The organism is Rhodobacteraceae bacterium M382 (assembly GCA_025141015.1).
GTDB lineage: Bacteria > Pseudomonadota > Alphaproteobacteria > Rhodobacterales > Rhodobacteraceae > Aliisedimentitalea > Aliisedimentitalea scapharcae.
Map to the genome: position 1 here is coordinate 3,128,678 of CP081098.1, position 25,449 is coordinate 3,154,126.

The 25,449-nt window shown below is 59.5% G+C and carries 21 protein-coding genes; 12 read left to right on the forward strand and 9 right to left on the reverse strand.

Annotated elements, in window-relative coordinates; all coding sequences use genetic code 11:
- Positions 1-203: 203 nt before the first annotated feature.
- The 4 genes from K3727_14575 (at position 204) to K3727_14590 (ending at position 5,236) form a co-directional block, all read left to right on the forward strand.
- Positions 204-1,904, forward strand: a complete 1,701-nt coding sequence (locus tag K3727_14575) for a peptide ABC transporter substrate-binding protein (GenBank protein ID UWQ90018.1) — start codon at positions 204-206, stop codon at positions 1,902-1,904.
- A 137-nt stretch (positions 1,905-2,041) separates the two neighbouring features.
- On the forward strand, positions 2,042-3,049 hold the full coding sequence (locus tag K3727_14580) for an ABC transporter permease (GenBank protein UWQ90019.1): 1,008 nt from the start codon (positions 2,042-2,044) through the stop codon (positions 3,047-3,049).
- Positions 3,042-3,953, forward strand: coding sequence for an ABC transporter permease (locus tag K3727_14585; GenBank protein ID UWQ90020.1), 912 nt, complete (start codon positions 3,042-3,044; stop codon positions 3,951-3,953). Before K3727_14580 ends, K3727_14585 begins: the two co-directional genes overlap by 8 nt.
- Positions 3,954-4,162: 209 nt before the next feature.
- A complete protein-coding gene (locus tag K3727_14590; GenBank protein ID UWQ90021.1) occupies positions 4,163-5,236 on the forward strand; it encodes a YeeE/YedE family protein in 1,074 nt (357 codons plus the stop codon).
- Here K3727_14590 and K3727_14595 read toward each other — a convergent pair.
- From K3727_14595 to K3727_14615, 5 genes are all read right to left on the reverse strand, one after another.
- Positions 5,172-6,452, reverse strand: a complete 1,281-nt coding sequence (locus K3727_14595) for a DUF3422 domain-containing protein (protein UWQ90022.1) — start codon at positions 6,450-6,452, stop codon at positions 5,172-5,174. The two genes, K3727_14590 and K3727_14595, sit on opposite strands and share 65 nt — an antisense overlap.
- Before the next feature lie 283 nt (positions 6,453-6,735).
- On the reverse strand, positions 6,736-8,169 hold the full coding sequence (locus K3727_14600) for an NAD(P)(+) transhydrogenase (Re/Si-specific) subunit beta (GenBank protein ID UWQ90023.1): 1,434 nt from the start codon (positions 8,167-8,169) through the stop codon (positions 6,736-6,738).
- Between the two features lie 13 nt (positions 8,170-8,182).
- Positions 8,183-9,754, reverse strand: a complete 1,572-nt coding sequence (locus K3727_14605; GenBank protein ID UWQ90024.1) for a Re/Si-specific NAD(P)(+) transhydrogenase subunit alpha — start codon at positions 9,752-9,754, stop codon at positions 8,183-8,185.
- Positions 9,755-9,884: 130 nt separating this feature from the next.
- A complete protein-coding gene (locus tag K3727_14610) occupies positions 9,885-10,406 on the reverse strand; it encodes an isoprenylcysteine carboxylmethyltransferase family protein (protein UWQ90025.1) in 522 nt (173 codons plus the stop codon).
- 180 nt (positions 10,407-10,586) lie between these two features.
- Positions 10,587-11,513, reverse strand: a complete 927-nt coding sequence (locus tag K3727_14615) for an MBL fold metallo-hydrolase (protein UWQ93391.1) — start codon at positions 11,511-11,513, stop codon at positions 10,587-10,589.
- A gap of 187 nt (positions 11,514-11,700) precedes the next feature.
- Here K3727_14615 and K3727_14620 point away from each other — a divergent pair, with 187 nt between their 5' ends.
- A complete protein-coding gene (locus K3727_14620; protein UWQ90026.1) occupies positions 11,701-12,474 on the forward strand; it encodes an SDR family oxidoreductase in 774 nt (257 codons plus the stop codon).
- Between the two features lie 67 nt (positions 12,475-12,541).
- Here K3727_14620 and K3727_14625 read toward each other — a convergent pair whose 3' ends face one another.
- Positions 12,542-12,742 (reverse strand): DUF1059 domain-containing protein, encoded by a 201-nt coding sequence (locus K3727_14625; GenBank protein ID UWQ90027.1) that lies wholly within the window; start codon positions 12,740-12,742, stop codon positions 12,542-12,544.
- Between the two features lie 205 nt (positions 12,743-12,947).
- On the opposite strand from K3727_14625, the gene kynU reads away from it, so the two are divergent.
- Both kynU and kynA read left to right on the forward strand, forming a co-directional pair.
- Entirely contained in the window at positions 12,948-14,141 is a 1,194-nt protein-coding gene (kynU, locus tag K3727_14630) for a kynureninase (protein UWQ90028.1), read from the forward strand.
- Between the two features lie 147 nt (positions 14,142-14,288).
- Entirely contained in the window at positions 14,289-15,122 is an 834-nt protein-coding gene (gene kynA / locus K3727_14635) for a tryptophan 2,3-dioxygenase (GenBank protein ID UWQ90029.1), read from the forward strand.
- 89 nt (positions 15,123-15,211) lie between these two features.
- Here kynA and K3727_14640 read toward each other — a convergent pair whose 3' ends face one another.
- Positions 15,212-15,793 carry a TetR/AcrR family transcriptional regulator gene (locus K3727_14640; GenBank protein ID UWQ93392.1) on the reverse strand — a complete coding sequence of 194 codons (582 nt, stop codon included), beginning with the start codon at positions 15,791-15,793 and terminating at the stop codon, positions 15,212-15,214.
- A 92-nt stretch (positions 15,794-15,885) separates the two neighbouring features.
- On the opposite strand from K3727_14640, the gene K3727_14645 reads away from it, so the two are divergent.
- From K3727_14645 to K3727_14655, 3 genes are all read left to right on the forward strand, one after another.
- Entirely contained in the window at positions 15,886-16,350 is a 465-nt protein-coding gene (locus K3727_14645; GenBank protein UWQ90030.1) for a (2Fe-2S)-binding protein, read from the forward strand.
- A 3-nt stretch (positions 16,351-16,353) separates the two neighbouring features.
- A complete protein-coding gene (locus K3727_14650; GenBank protein ID UWQ90031.1) occupies positions 16,354-18,594 on the forward strand; it encodes a molybdopterin-dependent oxidoreductase in 2,241 nt (746 codons plus the stop codon).
- Positions 18,595-18,845: 251 nt separating this feature from the next.
- Positions 18,846-20,906, forward strand: coding sequence for a Hint domain-containing protein (locus K3727_14655; GenBank protein UWQ90032.1), 2,061 nt, complete (start codon positions 18,846-18,848; stop codon positions 20,904-20,906).
- Between the two features lie 50 nt (positions 20,907-20,956).
- Here K3727_14655 and K3727_14660 read toward each other — a convergent pair whose 3' ends face one another.
- Together K3727_14660 and K3727_14665 are read right to left on the reverse strand one after the other, a co-directional pair.
- Positions 20,957-21,736: a gamma-glutamyl-gamma-aminobutyrate hydrolase family protein gene (locus K3727_14660; protein ID UWQ90033.1), complete on the reverse strand. Its 780-nt coding sequence runs from the start codon at positions 21,734-21,736 to the stop codon at positions 20,957-20,959.
- A gap of 493 nt (positions 21,737-22,229) precedes the next feature.
- Entirely contained in the window at positions 22,230-22,655 is a 426-nt protein-coding gene (locus K3727_14665; GenBank protein UWQ90034.1) for a heme-binding protein, read from the reverse strand.
- 196 nt (positions 22,656-22,851) lie between these two features.
- Between K3727_14665 and K3727_14670 the strand changes: the two genes are divergently transcribed.
- On the forward strand, positions 22,852-24,273 hold the full coding sequence (locus K3727_14670) for a cytochrome P450 (protein ID UWQ90035.1): 1,422 nt from the start codon (positions 22,852-22,854) through the stop codon (positions 24,271-24,273).
- Positions 24,270-25,403: an alkane 1-monooxygenase gene (locus tag K3727_14675; GenBank protein UWQ90036.1), complete on the forward strand. Its 1,134-nt coding sequence runs from the start codon at positions 24,270-24,272 to the stop codon at positions 25,401-25,403. The genes K3727_14670 and K3727_14675 overlap by 4 nt, the downstream gene beginning before the upstream one ends.
- Positions 25,404-25,449: the final 46 nt, after the last annotated feature.

Below are 25,449 nucleotides of genomic sequence, written 5' to 3' on the forward strand. Positions count from 1 at the left end.
TTTCGCTACGGCAAGGCTTGCATTTTTTTGAAACTCTGTTTCGATGCGCTGAGTGACAAGTCTCGGGGGATGACAATTTGCGGCCGAAAACAGGTTGCAAATTCTGTTTTTTTTCAGCATCTTAACTCCGGGATTGTGCAACGCAGATCCACCTGGTCTGCAGACAAGAACGAGACACAAATGTGTCCAACAAGGAGTGAAAAATGAAAATAAAAGCCCTTTTGCTCGGCGCAATTGCCAGCACGGCCTTTGCCCCAATGGCTATGGCCGAACGCGGCTCGGACGGAAATGTCAGCATTATCTACTGGCAGGCCCCATCGATTCTTAACCCGTTCCTGTCAGGCGGCACCAAGGACACCGAAGCGGCGTCTCTGGTTGTTGAACCGCTTGCCCGCTACGACCAGAACGGCAATCTTGTTGCGTGGCTGGCGAGCGAAGTTCCGACCGTGGACAACGGTGGAGTCAGCGAAGACCTGACCTCGATCACCTGGAAGATCGCACCGGGCCTGACCTGGTCGGATGGCTCAGCTTTCACAGCCAACGACGTGAAATTCACCGCTGACTATTGCATGCATCCGGAAGGTGGCTGTGCGCAGTTGTCGAAATACGAGGGCGTTACCGACGTCAGTGTCGTTGATGATCTGACCGTCAAAGTCACCTTCGGTGGTCCGACCCCGTTCCCCTATGGCCCCTTTGTCGGCAACGAAAGCCCGATCATCCAGCAGGCTCAGTTCGAAAACTGCATGGGTGCCAAAGCGCCCGAATGCACTGAAGCGAACTTTAACCCGGTTGGCACAGGTCCGTTCGTGGTGGATGAATTCCGCCCCAACGACGTGATTTCCATGTCGGCCAACCAGAACTATCGCGATCCGGCCAAGCCCGCGTTTGCAACACTGACCTTCAAGGGTGGTGGCGACGCAACGGCGGCAGGTCGTGCTGTGATGGAGACCGGCGAATTTGACTATGCCTGGAATCTGCAGCTGGCACCGGAAGTGATCGCCCAGATGCAAGAAGGCGGCAAAGGCACACCGATTGCCGGCTTTGGCCCGCTGGTTGAACGCATCATGGTCAACAACACCAACCCCGATCCGGCGTTGGGTCCGGATGAACGCGCGGTTGTGCGTCCCAACCCCAAGACCGCAGACCCGGCCGTACGCAAGGCCATGTCGATGGCCATTGACCGTCCGTTGTTGGTGGAAATCGGCTATGGCCAGGCGGGCAAGCTGACCTGTAACCTGGTTCCGGCCCCGGCGATCTATGCCTCGGACAACACATCCTGTCTGACTCAGGACATCGCAGGTGCCAACAAGATGCTGGATGATGCCGGTTGGGCCAAAGGAGCCGACGGTATCCGGGCCAAGGATGGCGTCCGCCTCAGCTTCACCTACCAGACTTCGACCAACGCCGTGCGTCAGGACTTCCAAGCCCTGATCAAACAGTGGTGGAGCGAAATCGGTATCGACGCCGAGCTGCGCAACCTGAACGCATCGGTCTTCTTTGGTGGGGATCCGGGTTCGCCTGACACCTTCCAGAAGTTCTATGCCGACGTTGAGATGTATGCCAACACCTTCAATGGTACAGATCCACAGTCCTATCTGGGCAACTACCTGTGTGACAAAGCACCCAGCCCGGCATCCCAGTGGCAGGGCGAGAACATCTCGCGCTTCTGTGATCCGGCCTATGATGAGCTGCACAAGAAGCTGACCCAGACTGCCGGCATCGATGCACGCGCAGAGATCGCCCGTCAGCTGAATGACATGATCATCGAAAGCGGATCAGTTATTCCGCTGGTGCACCGTGGTCGTCTGTCGGCGCATTCAAACACGCTGGGTGGTGTCATCCTGAATGTTTGGGACAGCGAAATCTGGAACGCTGCCGATTGGTACCGCAAAGACGGCGCCTGATACGATCTGAGACTTGCGCCCCGGCCCATCGGCCGGGGCCTTGCGTTTTTGCAACGCAGGGCCTTGACCCGACCCGGGACGCGGGTAAACACCCTCAGCTCAAAACTTAGAAGACTAAGCTGCAAAGGCGCCCCTGAATGCTGACCTTTACAATCCGGCGATTGGTTCTAGCCGTTCCGACGCTTTTGTTCATCAGTCTTGTGATCTTCCTGCTGCTGGAACTGGCACCAGGCGACCCCATGGCCCAGGTCCCCCTGACCGTCCCCCCCGAAGTCAAAGAGAAAATGCGCGAGGCCCTGGGTTTGGGGCAACCGATGCACATCCGGTTCTGGAAGTGGATCGTCCAGTTTTTCTGGATCGAGCCCCAGGTCCTGATCGATTCGATTTTTGGCACCGCGTTCTCCGCAGGAGACCTGCGGGTCATCTCGTGGCAGACCCGTTCGCCCGTCATGGACATTGTGGTCCAGCGGATCCCGCAGACCCTGTGGGTTGTGGGCACGGCTTACCTGGTGGCCATCGTCATCGCGATTCCCATTGGTATCTATTCCGCCTATCGCCAATACAGCTGGTTCGACCAGGCCGGGACATTCGTGTCGATGGTGGGGTTTTCGGTGCCGCCGTTCTTTTCCGGCGTATTGGTCATCGTGATCTTTTCGGTGCAACTGGGCTGGTTCCCATCGATTTACGATACCACTCTGGTGGTCAACAGCTGGGACAGTTTCGTCAAACAGCTGCAACAGATGGTGATGCCGGTGATGGTGTTGGCGTTGCAGATCACCGCCCAGCTCAGCCGGTTCATGCGGGCGTCGATGCTGGACAACCTGAACCAGGATTACGTGCGCACGGCCCGGGCCAAAGGTCTGAGCGAATACACCGTTGTCATGGTCCATGTGCTGCGCAATTCGATGATCCCGGTCGTCACAGTCATCGCCCTGGGAATTCCCGCGATCTTTGGCGGTGCCATCATCACCGAACAGGTGTTCAAGGTGAACGGAATCGGCCAACTTCTGATCGGTGCGATTCAGGCCAATGACCTGCCCATGGTGCAGACGCTGACCTTCATCTTCGCAGTGCTGATCGTTCTCTTCAACCTCGTCGCAGACGTGCTCTACGGCATTCTTGATCCGAGGATCCGCTATGACTGAGCTTTCCAATCCCGTCCCCACGGCCCCGCCGCGCAGTCAATGGCTGGACGTTTGGGACCAGTTCAAGACCCACAAGGGTGCCATGATCGGCGCGATTCTGTTCATCATGATCGTGCTTGGCGTCTATCTGGGCCCGTTCTTCTGGGATATCGACCCGACCCGGATCGACATCCGCTCTCGCAATCAGGGCATGACGTTTGCGCACCCCTTTGGCACCGACCAACTGGGTCGCGACATGCTGGCCCGGATGATGGCCGGTGGACAGACATCTGTGTCGGTCGGCATTACCGCAATGTTGCTGGCGCTGTTCCTGGGATCGTTCATCGGTGTGCTGGCCGGGTTCTTCAAGAAGCTCGACGGGCCGTTGATGCGGCTGACGGACCTGTTTCTGGCCTTGCCGCTGCTGCCGCTGTTGCTGGTCATGATGTTGCTGTTCCGCGAACGGCTGAATGCAATGTTCGGGCTGGAACAGGGAATTTTCATCCTGATCGTGGTCTCGATCGGGATCACATCATGGATGCCGACCGCACGGATCGTGCGCGGCGATGTTCTGGCGCTGAAGGAACGGGAGTTTGTTTTGGCCGCCCGATCCATCGGCACCACCAATACCAAGCTGATCACCCGGCACATCCTGCCCAATGTCCTGTCTCCGATCATGGTGTCCGCGACGCTGGGGATTGCTACCGCGATCATCACCGAAAGCGCGCTGTCGTTCCTGGGACTGGGCTTTCCGCCGGATTTCCCGACGTGGGGTCGTCTGTTGTTTGATGCGACCGACTATCTGCAACAACACCCCGAACGGGTGTTCTGGCCCGGTATGGCGATCTCGCTGACGGTGCTCAGCGTCAACTATCTGGGCGATGGTCTGCGCGACGCATTGGATCCGCGGATCCGCGGCCGCTGATATCCAAAAAAGAACATGAATACAGCCGCCCCACCCGGGCGGCTGTTTTTGTTTCACCCATCCCGATATTGCAGAATTGGATTTTGAAACCCGCCCCTCATCCAGAAGGATTTCCCGAACGGGAGCAATGAATCATATTCACATACCATTGATTTTGATTTCATTCCCGATCAAGTGGGAAATAATTCTGTTTCCGGCTGGAGAAAGACATGTTCGAGACATTCGGGTTTGAAGATACCACCGCACGCGAGGTCAGCGTTCTGTTTGCCTTGGGTTTGGGACTGCTGTTCGGTCTGCTGGCGCAGATCACGCGGTTCTGTTTTCGCCGCGCCATCGTCGGTGACGATCGCAAACAGGCCGCCGGTGTCTGGTTCATGGCGCTCGCACTGGCGGTTGTGGGGACGCAAGCAGCGGCCCACGTCGGTTGGATTTCCTTTGACAGCCACCGCCTGATGTCATCCGACCTGCCGGTTTTGGCCATCCTTGCGGGTGGCCTGCTCTTTGGGGGTGGCATGGTCTTGACCCGGGGCTGTATTTCCCGTCTGACCGTCCTGAGCGGCGCGGGTAACCTGCGGGCGCTGACCTGCGTCGTGGTCTTTGCCATAGCGGCCCACGCAACGCTCAAGGGGGTTCTGGCCCCTCTTGCGGCCACCCTACGTCAAACAACCGTCGATCTGGGCGGCACGGTTTCACTGGCCGCCCTGCCCGGCGGCGCGGTGATCTGGAGCGCGATTCTTGTGGCACTGGCGATCTTTATCGCTGTTCGCTCAGGCGCCCGCCCGGCCCTGTTGTTGGGGGCGGGTCTGATCGGTGCGTTGGTGCCACTGGGTTGGGTTGGGACCGGGTTCATCCTGTTTGACGAATTCGACCCGATCGCCATGGAAAGCCTGTCCTTTACCCGACCGTCAGCCGATGCGTTGTTCTATACCATCGCGTCAACGTCGATCCCCGCCGGTTTTGGCAGCGCGCTGATCGGTGGCGTATTGATCGGCGGGTTGGTCGCGGCCCTGTTGACCCGTCAATTCCGCTGGCAGAGCTTTGACAGCCCGCGCCAGACCGGCCGGTATCTGGCCGGTGCGTCTTTGATGGGGGTCGGTGGGGTTCTGGCCGGTGGCTGTACTGTCGGGGCCGGGCTGGCCGGCATCCCAACGCTCAGCTTTGCGGCGTTCTTGGCCCTGGCGGCGATTGCCGCCGGTGGTTGGGGAACGGCAAAGCTGCTTAATGCAGCTTTTGACGGATCCGACGGATCGCCAGCCAGACCAGACCTACAACCGGCAGAGTAATCCCGGCCGTCAACGTGCCCTTGCTGACCTCCAGCACATCCGCCAAAGGGTACACCATGTAGCCCACCAGCGAGACTGCGTAATAGCTGATCGCCACCACGGACAGACCTTCGACGGTGTGCTGCAAACGCAGGGCCGTATCTGCCCGCCTGTCCATGCTCTCCAACAGCGCCTGATTCTGGGCGCTGCGTGCCACATCCACCTGGGTCCGCAAAAGCTCTCCGGCGCGGGTTGCCCGATCCGCCAGCCGCGCGACGCGCTGTTGGGTGGACTTCACCGTGCGCATGGCTGGGTCATAGCGGCGGATCATGAATTCGGAAAACGTCTGTCGCCCCATGAAACGCTCTTCTCGCAGCAATGCAATCCGCTGGTTGACGATGGCTTCGTAGGCCCCTGTGGCCCCAAATCGAAACGCCGCCCGGGCACCGATGGTTTCCAGCTCGGTTGCGACGGACAGCAAGGGCGGCAGGGTTTCATCCGCGCGGGCCTGCTCATCCGACAGTTCGATCATCAATGCGCTCAGCCGGGTATCCAATTCGCCAATACGGGCTGACAGCCCCCGCACCCGCGAAAACCCCAGCATCGACATCGCCTTGTAGGTTTCGATTTCACACAGCCGCTGTACGATCCGGCCGATCCGTCGTTCGCCCGTTCCTGCGGACACAAAGACGGCGAACCGCATATGGCCTGCGCTATCAATCCGGAAATCCCCGCCCGCAATGGCGCTGTCATCCAACACAGATGAGATGGCCAGGCTTTCGGGAACGAACCAATCGTTCAGACACGCCAGGATCGTGTCGGGGTCCGGGCGTTCCTGAACCCGCATCAGGATCGACGTGATCCGCTGCCCCGGAGCGGCTTCCAGCCAATCCTGGGGAAACACCGAAAAATCATGCGGGTCAAACGCCCGTGCGCCGACCCCATCAGAAAACACTGTATAGCTGACGAATTCGGTATGACTTTCCCATTTCAGCGTATGGCGTCCGATTTGCACGGAATGATGCGTGGCACCGGGCTGCGGGTGCGCGGCCCCGTGCCGGTCCAGCAGGTCGATAAGATGTGCCAGATCCTGTTGCCGGTCCCGATGGGCCGCCTCATGGGGTTGTTTGACCGCCAGATAGGCAATCGTACAGGGGCTGGTCATGGCCGGGAATGGGCGGGCATGCAGCTCGTTGGTCAGCTGATACCGCAATGGATGGTCTGTGATCGTCTGCACGTGCGCTCTCCAAGGTTGCTCCACGTTATACCAGACCTCGATCAGGCCTCAAGAAACGTTTTATTTCAATAGTTTAATTGAACACCATCGCATACGAACCACCCAACGACGCCCTGTTGACGCACTGAGGGCCAGACGCAGAGCAAACACAGGACCGGACACGGGGCCAATCAGCGCTCGGCTGTGACAACAGGACCGCAGAAAGAAAAACGCCTGCCGCACAGAGATGCGACAGGCGTTGTGTTTGTGGTTGAGATGGGCACCGGGGCACCCAGCCCAGAGATTACTGGATCATCGTCAACAGCTGGTCCAGCGATGCCTTGGCATCACCATAGAACATGCGGGTGTTGTCCTTGAAGAACAGCGGGTTTTCGATGCCGGAGTATCCGGTCCCTTGACCACGCTTGGACACGAACACCTGTTTCGCCTTCCAGCATTCCAGAACCGGCATACCGGCGATGGGGCTGTTGGGGTCTTCCTGGGCTGCCGGGTTCACGATGTCATTCGACCCGATCACGATGGCCACATCTGTCGATGGGAAATCATCGTTGATCTCGTCCATTTCCATCACGATGTCATAGGGCACCTTGGCTTCGGCCAGCAGCACGTTCATGTGGCCTGGCAGACGTCCAGCGACCGGGTGGATCGCAAAACGCACCTCTTTGCCCTTGGCGCGCAGACGACGGGTCAGTTCGGCCACGTTCTGTTGTGCCTGAGCCACGGCCATGCCGTAACCGGGGATGATGATGACGCTGTCGGCCTCTTCCAGAGCGGTGGCAACACCGTCTGCATCGATGGCGATCTGTTCGCCTTCAACTTCCATTGCTGGCCCCGCAGTGCCACCAAAGCCGCCCAGGATCACGCTGATGAACGACCGGTTCATCGCCTTGCACATGATGTAGGACAGGATCGCACCTGACGAACCAACCAACGCGCCGACAACGATCAACAGATCATTGCCCAGCGAGAAGCCAATCGCCGCCGCCGCCCAGCCGGAATAGCTGTTCAGCATCGACACAACCACCGGCATGTCAGCCCCACCGATACCCATGATCAGGTGATAACCGATGAACAGCGCCGCCAGGGTCATGATCGCCAGCGGCAGGAACCCACCGGTGTTGAAGTACCAGATCAGGCAGAGCACCGAAATCGCCGCCGCACCTGCATTCAGCATGTGACCGCCGGGCAGCTTGGTTGCCGCGGACGACAATTTGCCAGCCAGCTTGCCATAGGCCACGACGGAACCGGTAAAGGTCACCGCCCCGATAAAGATACCCAGGAACAATTCAACCCGCAGAATGCTGACCTCGACCGAGGATTTATGCGCCAGAAGTGCCGCAAACCCTTCGAGCCCTTCACGGGCGTCGTGGTCCATAGCCAGCACATTGCCCAGCTCGATATGGGCGATCAGGCCGACAAAGACCGCCGCCAAACCCACCAGAGAGTGCATCGCTGCGACCAGTTCCGGCATTTGTGTCATCTGAACACGGGTTGCCAGCTGATAGCCGATGATACCCCCCGCCGGGATCAGCAGGATCGACAGCCACCACAGACCGGCACCGGGGCCGATCAGGGTCGCAAAGACCGCCAGCCCCATGCCGACAATGCCATACCAGACAGCGCGTTTCGCGCTTTCCTGACCGGACAGACCGCCAAGGGACAGGATGAAGAGAACAGCCGCAACGACATAGGCGGCAGTTGTAAAGCCAAAATCCATAACCACGGCCTCCTTAAGATTTCTGGAACATGGCAAGCATGCGCCGTGTTACGAGGAACCCACCAAAGATGTTGATCCCTGCCATGAACACCGACAGCGCGGCCAGCAGGATCACCAGGAACGACCCGGACCCGATCTGCATCAAGGCACCCAGAATGATGATCGATGAAATCGCATTGGTCACGGCCATCAGCGGCGTGTGCAGGCTGTGCGCCACCCCCCAGATCACCTGGAAGCCGATGAACACCGACAGAACAAACACGATGAAATGCTGCATAAAGCTGGCCGGAGCCACCAGGCCCACGCCGAGCAGCAACAGGCCACCCACCGCCAGCAGGGTCACCTGCTGTTTGGTCTGGGCCTTGAATTCGGCCACTTCGGCGGCGCGTTTTTCCTCGGGCGTCAGCTCGGGCACCACCTCTTTGGGCTTGGCCGCGATGGCTGCCACTTTTGGGGGCGGCGGCGGAAAGGTGATTTCATGGTTGAAGGTCACCGTGGCCCCACGGATGACATCGTCTTCCATGTCGTGATTGATCTGACCGTCCTTTTCGGGGGTCAGGTCCGTCATCATGTGGCGGATGTTGGTGGCATAAAGCGTCGAAGCCTGCGCCGCCATGCGGGACGGGAAATCGGTGTAACCGACGATGGTCACGCCATTGTCGGTGACGATCTTTTCGTCCATCACGGTCAGCTTGCAGTTGCCGCCCTTTTCCGCCGCCAGGTCAACGATAACCGACCCCGGCTTCATCGCGGCGACCATGTCTTCGGTCCACAGCTCGGGGGCTTCGCGGTTGGGGATCAGCGCCGTGGTGATGACGATGTCCACCTCAGGAGCCAGTTCACGGAACTTGGCCAGCTGGGCCTCGCGGAACTCGGGGCTGGAAACAGAAGCATACCCGCCGGTGGCGGCACCATCCTGTTGCTCTTCTTCGAAATCCAGGTACACAAACTCGGCACCCATCGATTCAACCTGCTCGGCCACTTCGGGGCGCACGTCGAACGCGTATGTGATCGCGCCCAAGGACGTCGAGGTTCCGATCGCGGCCAGACCGGCCACGCCGGCACCGACAACCAGAACCTTGGCAGGCGGCACTTTACCAGCGGCGGTGATCTGCCCGGTAAAGAACCGACCAAAGTTGTTGCCCGCCTCGATCACGGCGCGATAACCGGCGATGTTGGCCATCGACGACAGCGCGTCCATTTTCTGCGCCCGCGAAATACGTGGCACCATCTCCATGGCAATGACGTTGGCACCCTTGGTCTTGGCCAGTTCCATGCCTTCTTCGTTCCCGGCCGGGTTGAAGAATGAGATCAGCGTCTTGCCCGCGGTCAACCGCTTCAGCTCGGTCGTGTCCGGCTGGCGCACCTTGGCGACGATGTCGACAGATTTCCAAAGCGCAGCAGGCGTTTTGATGATCTCGACACCGGCTGCTTCGTATGTGGCGTCCGAAAATCCGGCAGCTGCACCAGCCCCGGTTTCAATCGCACATTCAAAGCCAAGCTTTTGCAATTGCTTTGCAGAATCCGGCGTCATCCCAACGCGGTTCTCACCTGCAAAGATTTCCTTTGGCGTTCCTATTTTCACCCTATGAGTCCCCCTCGATATGGTCGCATTCTGCGCTGCAGCGCACATTCTGCAAATTTTTCACCTAAACTGAGCAATTATGATGCGCAAGCAAAATGACGCATCAACGCTTCCTTATGCCGCAAATGGATCACACCCAACGTCTCACTTTTTGCTCATATCGCGCCCAATCCATCCGAAATGTCCGGCGCATCCGGTTTTCTTCGGGAATGACAAAGCGTTTTTCCAGCACCCACAACAGGATTGGCACCAGCGGCAGGCACAGAACCGCATCAAACCGCAGCACCAACCCGGCCAGGATCAGCACATCGCCCAGATAGATCGGATTGCGCGATCGGCTGAAAATCCCGGATTGCACGATGCGGCTGGGTGTTTCATGGGGCATGACTGTCGTTTTCTGACGGCGCATTTCATAGACTGCCAGCAGCATCAGCAAGACGCCGCCGCCAACCAACAGGCCGCCAACGAAATCTGCCCCGATCTCGCCAAAGCTGAGCCCAAATGAAAATCGGGTCGATTGCAGCCAGGCAACCGCGATGCCTCCGGCCAACCAGACGGGTGGCAGATCAATCCAACGCTTCACTCTTCGACCCTCTCGAAATTGCCCGGACCGATTGGGCTGCTCATTGTCATGGCCGCTTTGTAACTCCATTTTGCCGACTTTCAAAAACGTAAAACGCGGCGAACACAGGAAAGGACAGCGTCCCGCCGTCCTTTCCGAAACCCAAGGGTTCATCCCGGTATTCGGGCCCATTCTGCATAAATGTTCGCCAATGCCCACGTATACTTAGGCACACATTAATTGATCATTGCCCGGGCCAGATCCCAGAGGTCATTCCCATTCCATTTCTTCGAACACGCGTCCCGCGTTCTTGGTGGCCAGCTCTTCAAAAGTATCGAGATTGCGCCATTGTTCCTGATCCACATAGTACGCCTGGGACAGGTCGCCCCCTGCGTCGATGTGGGCACCGATCTTGGCCCGCAAATCGGTGAGATAGTCCAATGTATAGCGGCGCACCTGCGGGAAATTGGTCGGGTGCCCATGTCCGGGGATCACATAGGTTGGCGCAATCGGTTCCAGCTTGTCCATCCAGGTTTCGATCCAGCAGCTGGTGCAGGTGTGGGGAAAGATCGGCAGCATCCGTTCATGAAAGGCAATGTCACCGGCAATCATGATCTCCCACGCGGGGATCCAGACCTGGGTATCACCGGGATCATGCGCCGGACCCAGGTGCAACACCTTGATCTCGACCCCGCCGATGGTCACGGCATACTCATCCTCAAAACTCAGGTTGGCGGGAACCACTCGGGTTCCTTCGGCCCGATCCTTGTTATACCCCCGCATTCCGGTGATGATCGCATCGCCGTTTTCCTCGACTTCGGTGATGGCATCCACATGGGCCAACACATCCACCCCCAGGTCACGCCAATACCCGTTGCCCAGCATGGCGTGCCCCTGCCCGTTTTCGTTGATAACCAGCACCACGGGTTGATCTGTTATGGATTTGATCTCGTCATGCAGCGCGCGGGCCAACCGATCCGAAGCACCTGCGTTGATCACCACCACGCCCGCGTCAGTAATGACAAAGGACAGGTTGTTGTTATGCCCCGCATTTTTATAGGTCGGGGGCGCGGTCGCACCGATGGCGGAAAACACATGCGGGATGACTTCGACCGGCTTTGAATACAGCTCGGACTGCGGGTATTGATCGGCAATATCCTCGCTAGCATGAATTGCCGGAGCAGTTGAGACGGCCATCAAGCTGGCAGCGACAAAATGGAATGGCTTCATAAAATGGGTCTCCCTCGGGTTTCCATTAAATTCACAGATATGAATAAGTATGTAAATAACCTCTTTTCGGATCGACCATATTCGTGACCCAACGGTGCGGCTTGTCACACAGCGCCACGCCGATAGGGTCATGGTCAAACAGGAGGAACACGCCATGACCGAGACCAGCCCAAACAAGACCCTGAGTGGCAAACACGCCCTGGTGACGGGCGGTGGAACCGGCATTGGGCTGGCCATTGCCCGTGCGCTCGCGGATGAAGGGGCCCAGGTCACCATCACCGGGCGGCGTCTGGACGTGCTGCAAGAGGTCGCCACCCAAGGCCTGCACCCGATGACTATGGATGTGCGCAACGAAGCCGATGTGGTGGCCCAGACCCAGGCGGCTGTCGACGCCCGCGGCCCGGTTCAGATCTGTGTGGCCAATGCCGGGATCGCGGTGGGCAAAACTGCGCAAAAGACCACGATGGATTTTTGGCGCGACATGATGGCGACCAACCTGGACGGCGCATTTCTGACCGTGCGCGAAAGCATGAAGTCCATGCTGACCACCGACTGGGGCCGGGTGATCAATGTGGCCTCGATCGCGGGCTTGCGCGGGCTCAAGGGGGGCACCTGTTATTCGGCCTCCAAACACGGGTTGATCGGGCTGACCCGGGCGCTGAGCGAGGAATACATGGGCACGCCCTATACGGTGAACGCGCTGTGCCCGGGGTATGTGGACACGCCCATCGTGGACCGCAACATCACGTCTATCGCGGAACGCGCAGGGATCAGCACCCAGGACGCGCTCAAGGTCATGACCGAGGCCAATCGGCACAAACGTCTGATTGCTCCGGAAGAAGTCGCCGCCGCCGCATTGTGGCTGGTGCGCCCAGGATCACAAAGCATCAATGGGCAATGCATTGAAATTGCCGGCGGTCAGACCTGATCCACCTGCCGGGGGTATGTCCCACCCCAGGTTCAAATGTGCTCTCGTTGTTGCTGTTTCCGCGTTCTCAGGCTGACACAGGCCGGATCAACGTCGCCAGATAGTCGCGGGTTTCCTGGGTCCATTCAGCCGGGTCTTCGTTATGGGCCATCTGGGCGTGCAGCTCCATGAGCCGCCAGACTTCTTCCTGGGTTTCGGCCGTGACCGAGCCCGGACAGGCCTCCATACCTTCGCAATCGCGACAGGCATAAGTGAATGCGTTGGTCATCTGTCCCTCCCCTTCACTGAGACCCTACCATATCACATCAGAGATCAGAAACCGAATCCCGGCACTGATTGGAGCTGGTGATATCCCCCGCCCAAATGGGTGCCTCACATCAAGATACTTGATTGGACACATCAATTTCTTTTCGATACGTAATGAACATCACAAAGCTTCAGGCTTGAAACATCCATCCGACACGAGGTTCCAGATGACCGATTTTGCCGCGACCAAGGCCCTGTTCCACCTGCCCGACGGCATGATCTATCTGGATGGCAATTCCCTGGGCCCGCTGCCGTTGGCCGCACGCGATCACGTGGGCAAGATGATGCAGGATGAATGGGGCGACATGCTGATCGCCGGCTGGAACAAGGCCGGTTGGATGGCAAAGCCACAGGATCTGGGCGATCGGATCGGGCGTTTGATCGGGGCCGAACCGGGCCATGTGGTGATGGGCGATACGCTGTCGATCAAGGTCTATCAGGCCGTCGCCTCGGCGCTAGAGCTGAACCCGACGCGCAAGGTGGTGTTGTCGGACAATGGCAACTTCCCCACCGACCTCTATATGGTCGAAGGATTGTTGCGCTCGCTGGGCGAAGGGTACGAATTGCGCGTGGTTGATCCGGAATCCGTCGCCGATGCCATCACCGATGAAATTGCCGTGTTGATGCTGACCGAGGTGGATTACCGCACCGGGCGCATGCACGACATGAAGGCGCTGACAGACCTGGCCCATGCACAAGGCGTGGTCACGGTCTGGGATCTGGCCCATTCCGCGGGGGCGTTGCCGGTGGATCTGGCCGGTTGCAACGCCGATTTTGCGGTGGGCTGTTCGTATAAATATCTCAACGGCGGCCCCGGTGCGCCCGCGTTCATCTATGTGGCCCCGCGTCATGCAGAAACCGTGCGCCCCGCCCTTTCGGGATGGCTGGGGCACGAGGCCCCTTTTGCCTTTGACCTGGACTACCGCCCCGGTGCCGGCATTGAACGGATGCGTGTTGGCACCCCTCCGGTGCTCCAGCTCACGGCGTTGGAAACCGCCATGGACATCTGGGACATGGCCGATATCCACGATGTCCGCGCCAAATCCATTGAACTGTGTGACCTGTTCATTGCCGAGGTCGAAGCAAGCTGTCCCCAGCTGACGCTGGCCTCGCCCCGCGATGGGACACAGCGCGGCAGCCAGGTGTCGTTCCGGTTCGCCGAAGGATACGCCGCCATGCAGGCGGTGATTGCCCGGGGCGTCATCGGCGATTTCCGCGCCCCCGACATCATGCGCTTTGGCTTTACCCCTCTGTACGTTGACGAGGCCGATGTCCGCGCCGCTGTCGCAATCCTGGCCGATGTGATGAACAACGATTTGTGGGATCGCCCGGAATACAAGATCCGCTCAAAGGTCACCTGATGCAGGCAGCAGCCGCATTCAATCTGCCGCTGTGTCGCCCGGCCGGCTGGGTCGCCCTGTGGCGGCGGCTGGCCCAATGCGCCAATCTGAACAGGGGGGCCATCCTTTTTCCCGACATGTGATACAGTTGAGACAAAGGAAGACCCCATGACCAAACCCTATGACCCCGCCGACGAAGGCGCCCAGATGAGCTTTGACGGGCGTATGGCCTATGGCGACTACCTGTCGCTGGATATGCTGCTGAACGCCCAGAAGACCTGGACCGACACCCATGATGAAATGCTGTTCATCATCCAGCACCAGACCTCCGAATTGTGGATGCGGCTGGCCATTCATGAACTGACCGCCGCCCGCGCCCATCTGATCGACGGACACTCCCGACAGGCGTTCAAGATGCTGGCCCGTGTGGCGCGAATTTTTGAACAGCTGAATTCGGCCTGGGATGTGCTGCGCACCATGACACCGTCGGATTACACGGCGTTCCGCGATGCCTTGGGGCAAAGCTCGGGCTTTCAATCCCATCAATACCGCCAGATCGAATTCATGCTGGGCAACCGGAACAAAGCCATGTTGCGCCCCCATGCGCATCGGGCGGATTTGGTGGAGTTGCTGGAAAACGAACTGGCGCAGCCGTCGCTGTATGATGTGGCGATCCGTGCCCTCTCCCAAAGTTTCGCGCTGCCTGACACTGTTATCAACCGGGATGTCTCCGAACCCTACGCATCCAGCCCCGAAGTGCAGGCCGCCTGGACCGAAGTGTACCGCGCGCCCGAAATCCATTGGGAGCTGTACGAGCTGGCCGAAAAGCTGGTGGATTTCGAGGATTATTTCCGCAGATGGCGGTTCAATCATGTGACCACCGTGGAACGGGTCATCGGGTTCAAACGTGGCACAGGTGGCACCGGTGGGGTCAGCTACCTGCGGCGGATGCTGGATGTCGAGCTGTTCCCGGAACTGTGGCACCTGCGCACCGAACTGTGACATCTCACCAACCATCGGGTCGCGTGTCTTAAACACCTCTGGTCTGCAAAATGCTGACCGACAGCGCCCTGTTCCAACGGTGCCCCGTTCTAATGGGGTACCAGACCTGCGCCGAACATCCGGGCCAACACCTGAATCGTCTTGGCGTAGGTTGCATAATCCGGGGCCGTCATCTTGACCCCCTTCAGCGCGGCACAGAAGGCTTTCGCAACATCCTGAGGCGGCTCTTCGAGTGTGATCAGACCGGATTTCTCCATCCCGGACAGCCAATTGGCATAGACATCTCGCAGTTGCCCCTCGCCGATCTCGACAATATCGGCCGCCACGCTGACGCCCGCGTCCAACAGCTCCATTCCGTGTGGCGACGCCATCATGGCTTCGGCTGCTTCGCCGCCTTGCGCCGCAAACGCCCGGGACAGGGCCCGGTTCGGCTCTGTATTTGCTTCCAGAATTTCGGCAACCGTCTGAACCGTATCCGCATAATAGGCTTCGACCAAGGCACGGAAAATCGATTCCTTGTTCTTGAAATGCAGATACAGTGCCGGGCGCGACATGGCAGCGCCCCGGGCAATGTCATCCATCGAAGTCTTTCGGTACCCGTAGGTCGAAAACGCCATCCATGCCGAAGTCAAAATGGCTTTCAGCTTGGGGTCGGAATCCAGATCTTTCATGAGCGTCGTTGTGACATTTTCCTTTGGTTTTGTCAATTGACATCCTGACACTTCTTACACATATTGTCCAGATCGTAACTCAGGAGAACATCATGCGTTCCAATCTGACAATCAACGGACGACCCCATACTGTCGATCTGCCCGACGACGTGCCCCTGCTGTGGGTTTTGCGCGATGAAGTTGGATTGACCGGAACCAAATTCGGATGCGGCGTTGCCGCCTGTGGGGCCTGCACCGTGCATATAGACGGCGTTGCGGTCCGGTCCTGTCAGGTTGCCCTGGGCGATGTGGATGGCGACATCACCACCATCGAAGGGGTGGGCACCCCTGACGCGCTGGCAACGATACAGGCGTCCTGGGTCAAGCATCAGGTGGCCCAATGCGGCTATTGCCAGTCGGGGCAGATCATGCAGGCGGCCAGCCTGCTGGCGGACAACCCCGCCCCGTCGGATGCCGATATCGACGATGCCATGCAGGGCAACCTGTGTCGCTGCGGCACCTATCCCCGCATCCGCGCCGCGATCCATGACGCCGCCAAACAGATTCAGGAGGCCTGATCCATGTCCCGCATTGGAAAAATCGCCCGCCGCTCCTTTCTCATTGGCTCTGCCGCTCTTGTGGGGGGCGTTGCCTTTGGGGCCTGGTATGTCGGCCGTCCAGCGCCCAACCCGCTGACCCCGAAATCGGGCGAGGCAGCCTTTAACCCCTTTGTCATGATCTCGGACAGCCAGATCACCCTGATCGCACCCCGCGCCGAGATGGGCCAAGGCGTCAGTACCAGCTGGGCTGCGCTCATCGCCGAAGAACTGGATGTGGACCTGGATCAGGTCACGGTCCTGCACGGCCCTGCGGCCAAGGCATATTACAACAGCGCCCTGATGGGCGAGATGCTGCCGGGCAAAGGGTACGACACATCGAGCTTTCAACATGGCCTGGGCGACGCGCTGGGGCATGTGGGAAAGCTGTTCGACATGCAGGTCACCGGCGGGTCATCGTCGATGAAGGACGGCTATATCCGGATGCGGCACGCCGGGGCAGCGGCGCGCGAAACCCTGAAAGAAGCCGCAGCCCGGCGTCTCGGGCTGACCCGCAGCCAGTTGAACACCGCGCAGGGCAAGGTCATTGCGCCGGATGGCACTGAAATCGCCTATACAGACCTGGCCGCCGAAGCCGCCGGGTTGGAGCCGATCGAAAGCGATCTGCGTCCGACGTCAGAGTGGACCCTGCTGGGCAACAGCCAGCCCCGCATCGACATGGTGCCAAAAGTCACCGGCACGGCCAAATTCGGCATTGACGTGCGCCTGCCGGGAATGAAATTCGCATCTGCCAAGGTAAACCCGCGATTGGGCGGCGGGATGAACGGCTTTGACGCCTCAAAAGCACAGGACATGCCCGGTGTCGAAAGGATCGTTGATCTGGGCGATGGGGTCGCGGTTGTGGCCAGCAACACCTGGCTGGCAATGCAGGCGCTGGAAGAGATCGCGTTTGATTGGGGCGACGCCCCCTATCCCGCAGAGAATGCGCAACTGTTCGAGACGATCGTCACAAGCTTTGACGACGAGCCTAATTCGACCATGCGCGATGATGGGGACGTCGATGCCGTTCCCGCCGGTGCCAACACCCTGACCGCCGAATATGTGCTGCCCTATCTGGCCCATGCCACCATGGAGCCCATGAACGCCACCGCGCTCTACTCCGGCGACAGGTTGCAACTGTGGTGCGGCAACCAGGCACCGACATTTCTGCAACTGAAATGCGCAGAAACCGCCGGTCTGGAAACCGACGCGGTCGAGGTCAATGTCACCTATCTGGGTGGCGGTTTCGGGCGGCGCAGCGAATTCGACTATGGCGTGATTGCCACCAAAGTGGCCCTGGCGATGCAGGGCACGCCTGTTCAGGTCACCTGGTCGCGCGAAGAGGACATGCGCCACGACATGTATCGCCCCGGTGCCATCGCGCGTTTCAAAGGCGCGGTTCAGGACGGCAAGGCCATCGCCTTGGATGGGCAGATCGCGGCGCAGTCGGTTATGCAATCCAGCCTGAAACGCCTGATTGGCACGCCCGGTGGCGGCCCGGACAAGGTCCACGTCGAAGGCGCGTTCAACCAACCCTATGCCATCCCCAACTATCGCACCCGGGGGTATCTGACGCAGATGGATCTGCCCGTCGGAGCCTGGCGGTCGGTCGGCAATTCGTTCAACGGCTTTTTCACCGAAAGCTTTATCGACGAAATGGCCCATGCCGCAGGGCGCGACCCATTGGAATTCCGGCTGGAATTGGCCCGCGCAGAATGGGAGCCCGCCGCAAAGGTATTGGAAGCAGTGCGCGACATGTCGGACTGGACCGGTCGGACACCAGATGGGATCGGACGTGGTGTGGCAATGACTTACAGCTTTGGCACTCCGGTCGCAGAGGTGATCGAGGTTGCGCAGGAAACCGATGGAATTCGCCTGAAACGCGCCTGGATTGCTGCCGACATGGGGCTGGTCCTGGACCCCGACAACACGCGGGCCCAGATGTTTGGGGGCATGGCCTATGGCCTATCCGCGGCCTGCTTTGGTGAAATCACCTTTGCCGATGGCGCAGTGGAACAGGGTAATTTCCCCGAATATGACGCCGTCCGGATGCACACCATGCCCAAGACCAAGGTCGCCCTGTTGCAAAATCAGGACCATATGGGCGGCGCGGGCGAGCCCGGCACCCCTCCGGCCGCTCCGGCCCTGGCCAATGCCTTGTTCGACCTGACCGGCAAGCGCCCCCGCCGCCTGCCCTTGATGCATGACTTTGACCTTTTGGTCTGACGTCTGTCGCGACCTATGACCTTGGCGGCGGCCTGTCTGTGTGCAGGCCGTCGCATTTTGAACAATCGCAGCCGTGCAACCAGGATTGTTTCAAATTGTGGCGGCCTGCCACAAAGCTTTCTCATTCCGGACAGGGGCGCTCCGCATTCAGGCCCTGCTGATCCGATACCCGTAAATCCACAAGCGTACCTGCGGCCAAAAGCAGGGTGGAAACAGAGAGCGTTTTTCTCTGTCGGGATTGAGAGCACGTTATGCCAGACGGTTATCTAGTATCACTTGGGGCGGACCAGACCCTGACAAAGGCGGACGGCATCAGCGGTTCGCTGTTCACGTTTACCGAAGACACCAATCTGGGATCAGGCGAATGGGCCTGGTCCGGGACCTTCGGTTTCACCACTTATTACAACGAACTGGAAACCGGCGACTATATTCTCGCAACCAATGGCAACGTCTATTTTGTGCCCGATCTGGGCCCTGTTGGCACGCTGACGTCCGCTGAAACCGTAACAATCCCCTTCTATTCCGAACTCAACATCGTCACCGGTACCGACGGTGATGACGTCATCAACAACGGATATGTGGATGCCAACGGCAATGGCATCAACGACACGGCATCGAACGAAGATTTTGTGCTCGGGCTGGCTGGCAATGATGACATTCGCTCTGCCTCCGGAAATGATACGGTTTACGGCGGATCCGGCGACGACATCATCCGCGGCAATTCGGGCGACGATATCCTGTATGGGGACGGCCCCGGTTCGACGACGGAATCGCTGAACTGGTTTGCCGAAGGGACCGACGGAACCGATCTGAGCGATTTTACCCAGAACACCGGCGACATCGACGTTTCGGTCACCTTTACGGATGACGGCGACAACGACCCCGAATTCGTGGTGGAAACCACGGATCAGACCTATGTCGGCTCAGGTGAGCCATTTTCCGACCACTCGTCGCTCAACCTGTCTGGTCAGGGTTCCGGACCGACATCGACAACCACGTTCAACTTTTCCGCCAGCACAGGTGCGGACGTTCAGGACGAGGTGGAGAACGTCACCTTCCGGATCAATGACATCGACTTCTTCGCGGGCAATCACCGGGATATTCTGACCATCAATGCCTATGATGCAGACGGAAACCCGGTGGCGGTGGACATTACAATCGACGAATCCGGCGGCAGCCCGGGCACAGTCGTCGGCAACACGTTGACCGCCGGTGATTTCACCGGGAGCCAGTTGGACCAATCAGGGTCGGCCTTGATTGAAATCGCCGGGCCGGTGTCCCAGATCGAAGTCATCTACGAAAACGGCCAGGGGGGAACGCAGGCAATTTGGGTCAGCGATGTTTATTTTGACACGATCCCCAATATCGACGGCAATGACACGCTGAACGGCGGGACGGGCAACGACGAATTGTTCGGCATGGGCGGAGACGACGTCCTGGTTGGCGGCCGCGGCGCGGACGAGATGTCCGGTGGGACGGGAAATGATACCCTGAACGTCGGCGAAGGCGACGACGCCGATGGCGGTGATGGCGACGATCTGTTTGTTCTGACCAACACCAACGACCCCGGATCCGCTGACATCACCATTGTCGGTGGCGAAGGCGACGAAACCGACGGCGATACGCTCGACTTCAACGGTTTGGCCGATCTGTCGACCTTGAATCTGACCACCAACACCCCGGATGAAAAAGCCGGTACCGTCGAGATGACAGACGGGTCTCTGGTGACGTTTTCAAACATCGAAAACATCATCTGCTTTACCCCCGGCACCTTGATTGCCACGGACAAGGGGCCACGCGCGATCGAAACGCTCGCACCCGGAGATTTGCTGGTTACCCGCGACAATGGTCTGCAACCTTTGCGCTGGGTCGGCAGCCGACGGGTTCAGGCCAAGGGAAAGTTTGCACCAATCGAGATATCTACTGCAATTCTGCAAGATGCCAGCGCGCCGCTTTTGGTGTCGCCACAGCATAGAATCCTGTGGACTGGTGCGCGCGCGCAGCTGTTATTCGGGGACCGCGAAGTGCTGGTCGCCGCCAAACATCTTTTGGGTCACGATGGGGTCCAAAAACGCGAAAGCAGCGCCGTTACCTATCTGCATCTGATGTTGGATCAACACGAAGTGATTTATGCCAACGGGGCCGCAACCGAAAGCTTTTTTCCCGGCGACAGCGCCCTGACCGCGCTACGCGATCCCTGTCGCGAAGAGATGTTCAGCCTGTTCCCTGAATTGCGCAGCCACAAAGCATCCTTTGGAGACACCGCCCGGATTTGCCTGAAACGCCACGAGGCACAATTGCTGGCGGCCTGAATGCGCCCGAGAGCATCCCCCGAGATCAAAACGCCCAACCGATCAGGCCCCTAGGCGCTTTTTTGCAATCCTCCGGGGCGCTCGCCCCGCGCCCAGGACCGCACTGCGTCGCCAAAGGCGGAAAACAGCGGACGTGACACCGGATCATTGGCCGCGTCCCATTCCGGGTGCCATTGCACCGAGAGCGTGAACCCCGGTGCGTCCTTGACAAAAATTGCTTCGGGCGTGCCGTCTTCGGCCAGACCGTCAATCACGATCCGGCTGCCCGGCGCTTTGATCCCCTGTCCATGCAGCGTGTTTGTCATCACTTCGGGTGCCCCGAACAGACGGTGGAACACACCGCCTTCAGTCATCTTGACCACGTGACGCAGGGCAAATTTTTCTTCCAGCGTGCCATCCGGCGGCATCCGATGGTTCATCCGACCCGGCAGATCACGGATTTCGGGGTACAGTGTCCCCCCCATGGCCACGTTCACTTCCTGAAAACCGCGGCAAATTCCCAGAAACGGCTGCCCCCGGTCCACACAGGCCCGCACCAGCGGCAGGACAATGGCATCCCGCGCCCGGTCAAATGCGCCATGCGCATCGGTTTCAACCTCGCCATATTCATGGGGATGCACGTTGGGCCGCCCGCCGGTCAACAGAAACCCGTCAAAGGTTTCAAGCAGTTCATCAACCGACAGAAATCTTGGATCTGACGGCACCAACAGCGGCATACATCCGGCGACTTCGGCCACGGCTTCGGAGTTCATGGTGCCACCAGCGTGGGCCGGATACTGATCGTTGATCAAATAGGAGTTGCCAATAATACCGACCTTGGGACGCGTCATGTTGCTCTCTTTATTGGTGCTGTTACCTGACTTTATCGCGGTCCTAGATGGGCTGCAATTCTGCACCTTCGCGCATGTCGCTGTTCACCCATGCTGGGGTCCCTAGGGGCAACTTGGGTATGGCGCCTCTGTGCGGGGCACATGTTGCTGTGGTGAAACAGGATGTGCACCCCATTCCCGTGGCTGACTGGGCAGCAGAGCGCGGACAGATGCGGTTGTTCAATGATGGGATCATCAAGCGCATTTTGACGACCTCCTGTTCCCGCCACTCTTGCGCGCCGAAATCGCGCCGGACCCGCAGTCCTCCCAGACACAGTGGATCGCCGCGATCGTTCTGTTGGCAGCCCTCTTACGACGGCGCGCTGTGCCCCGGTGAGGCATCAACCCCGGGTCCAAAAACGGGGGGCCAGCAAACGAGGATCCGGCAAACGGGGGCCTCGCCATGGGTTGCTGACGGGGTGCCCCGTGTGCCGGTGTTCGACCCAGGTCCGTGTCAGATCTCTGCCGTCATCCCGACCGCTTCGACCCCTGTCTGGGCCGCAATCGCGTCATTGTCCGATGTGTCACCGGTGACACCGACCGCTCCGACAATGGTGCCTTTCTTGTCGCGCACCAATACCCCACCCGGAACCGGGATCACCTGGCCACCGTAGACCCCATTCACCGCCGCCATAAAGTAAGCCTGCGCTTCGGCCCGCGCCATCTGTGCAGTCCCGGCCATCCCCAGCATCACCGCGCCATAGGCTTTGCCATGGGCAATCGCGAACCGCCCCGGTGCGGCCATATCTTCGCGCTCAAAAGCAATCACATGTCCCCCCGCATCCAGCACCACCACCGACAATGGCTTCAGCTCCAGTTCGCGCCCTTTTTCCAACGCTTTGCGAATGATGGTACGGGCCCGTTTCAAATTGATCGACATGTGATGTGTTCCACCCCTGTTTGTTTGCGGATTTCGCCTGGGTTCCCTTTCCGACCTGCATCGGTTCAGGCACCAACTGTCGCATTTCCGTCTGTTTGTTGTGGAATGTCAACGACACCGCCCGCGGGGACCGCAAAACTCGCAGGCCAGAACCGGCCCGGACACGCGAACCGGCTGAACGACAGGGACCAACCAGATGACCACACCAGCCTCCGCCGGGGTGCTGCCACCAAAACCGAAACCGCGCCCGGACAGGGTGTCCTTGTGGACCTATGCGCGGATGTTTCGCCGCGATATCCTGTCAGCCCAACCGGCGCGCCTGTACCGGGCCTGGATGGCCGAATTCCGCACGCCATTTTTTCGCAGTTACCTGTGCAATGATCCCGATCTGGTCGATCTGGTGCTCAAGGAGCGGCCGCGGGATTTCCCGAAATCGGATCGGGTGCGCGCCGGACTAAAACCCCTGCTGGGCGACTCGGTGTTCATCACAAACGGGGCCCAATGGGAACGCCAACGCCGCATTATCGACCTGGCATTCGCAGGCGGACGCCTGCGGCATGTGTTCCCGGCGATGTGGGATGCAGGGGTGGCGGCCGTTGACCGGCTCCGGCCTCTGGCCGACGGATCGCCGGTCGAAATCGAAGCTCAAACCAGCCACGCTGCGATGGATGTGATCTTTCGCACCCTGTTTTCGGTACCGGTTGAAAATGACACCGCCATGGCAGCTTTTGCCGCCTTTCGCGCCCATCAACAGGCCCAGCCCATTGTCAACCTGGGCGCGCTATTGCCCCTGCCCCGCTGGCTCAGGGTTCCCCATTCCCGCGCCACCAAACGCACAGCGCGGACCATTCGAACCCTGATTGCCCAACTGACCCAAGCCCGCGCCGCCGAGATTCAGGCCGGAACCGCGCCCGATGATCTGGCAACCAAGATCATGACAACTCCGGATCCGGAAACGGGCGACACCTTTTCCACCGCCGAAATGGGAGATCAGATCGGGATCTTTTTCCTTGCCGGTCATGAAACCAGCGCCTCGGCTCTGGCCTGGGCGCTGTATCTTTTGGCCCTGTATCCGGACTGGCAGGATCGTGTCGCCTCCGAGGCCCAGCGCGAAATCAAACCCGAAACGATCTATTTCTCGACCTTGTCCCGCCTGCAAACGTCACGCGCGGTGTTTCGCGAAACCATGCGGCTGTACCCGCCGGTGCCGATGTATGTGCGCGAAGCTGCCCGATCCGAATGCCTGCGGGACCGCGACGTGCGCCCTGGTAGCCAGGTCATTCTCAGCCCCTGGCACCTGCACCGTCACGAACGGCTGTGGGATAATCCGGACGGGTTTGACCCGGATCGCTTCACCACACCCAATGGCAAATCCTGTTTGAGATCTGCCTATATTCCGTTTTCCGCCGGGCCCCGGGTTTGCCCTGGGTCCGCTTTCGCCATGGCCGAAGGACCGTTGCTGTTGTCGATGCTGGTCCGGGCCTATCGGTTCGAAATACTCCCCGAACATCCCGCAACCCCTGTTGCGCATTTGACCGTTCGGGCGCGGGATGGCATCTATTTGCGCATAACGCCCCGCGATCCCGACGCTGATGCCGAAATGGACCCCCAGCAATGACCCGATCCGATCTCCGCCTCCCCGCTGCCTGGCCCTTCTGGCTGACATTGACCTTTGTTCCTCTGGTGGCTGTGGCGGTCATGCGGGGCGATTGGACAATCTGGCTGATCCCGGCCTATGGCTGGCTTGTGATGCCGGTGCTGGACCTGGTTGTTGGAAGATATCGCCGCAACGCCGATCCACAGACGCCGGACAGTGACCTGTTCTGGTTCCGTCTGCTCACCTGGATCTGGTTCCCCATCTCCTTTTGTCTGGTGTTTGGCACGATCTGGTATCTGGACGTCCAGGCCGACTATGACACCGGCGTCCTTCTGGCAGTCATGTTCGGCATCGGTGTCACCACGGGTACCGTCGGCATCGTCTACGCGCATGAACTGTTTCACAAATCCGGCTTCGAACGCCATCTCGGCGATCTTCTGTTGGCGCTCGTGCTCTACAGCCATTTCCGCACGGAACATCTGCTGGTGCATCACCCCTGGGTCGGAACGCCGCGCGACACGGTTACCGCGCGCTACAACGAAGGCTTTCTGCGCTATTTTCCCCGCGTTTTGTGGCAGGGCCCCGGATCGGCGTGGCGCGCCGAACGTGCCAAACTGGCGCGCGCTGGGCTGCCGGTCTGGCACCGGCGCAACCCGTTCTGGAAATACGCAGCACTTCAGGGCGGTTTTCTGATCCTGGCCTACTTTCTGGCGGGGTGGACCGGTGTGGGGTTGTTCGTGTTTCAGGCCTTCATTGCAATCTGGCAGCTGGAACTGACCAATTATGTCGAACATTACGGGTTGACCCGCAAACATCTGGGAGATGGCAAATACGAACCGGTCAAACCACATCACAGCTGGGATTCCACCCATGCCGTGTCCAACCTGCTTCTGATCAACCTGCAACGCCACGCCGATCACCATATCCACCCGATGCGCCGCTATCCGCTGCTACAAAGCTTCGGCCCCGAGGCCGCGCCGCAACTGCCTACGGGCTATCCGCCCCTGACCGCGCTGGCAATGATCCCGCCGCTATGGCGGCGCCGCTTCAACCCACGTGTGCGCGCCTGGCGCAAACAATTCTACCCGGAAATCACCGATTGGACCCCCTACAAACAGGGGACGCTGCCGCCACCAAAGGGCTCCACCTGATCCCTTTCATCTGGCCAGAAATATCCTCGGGGGAGCGCGAGGGGGC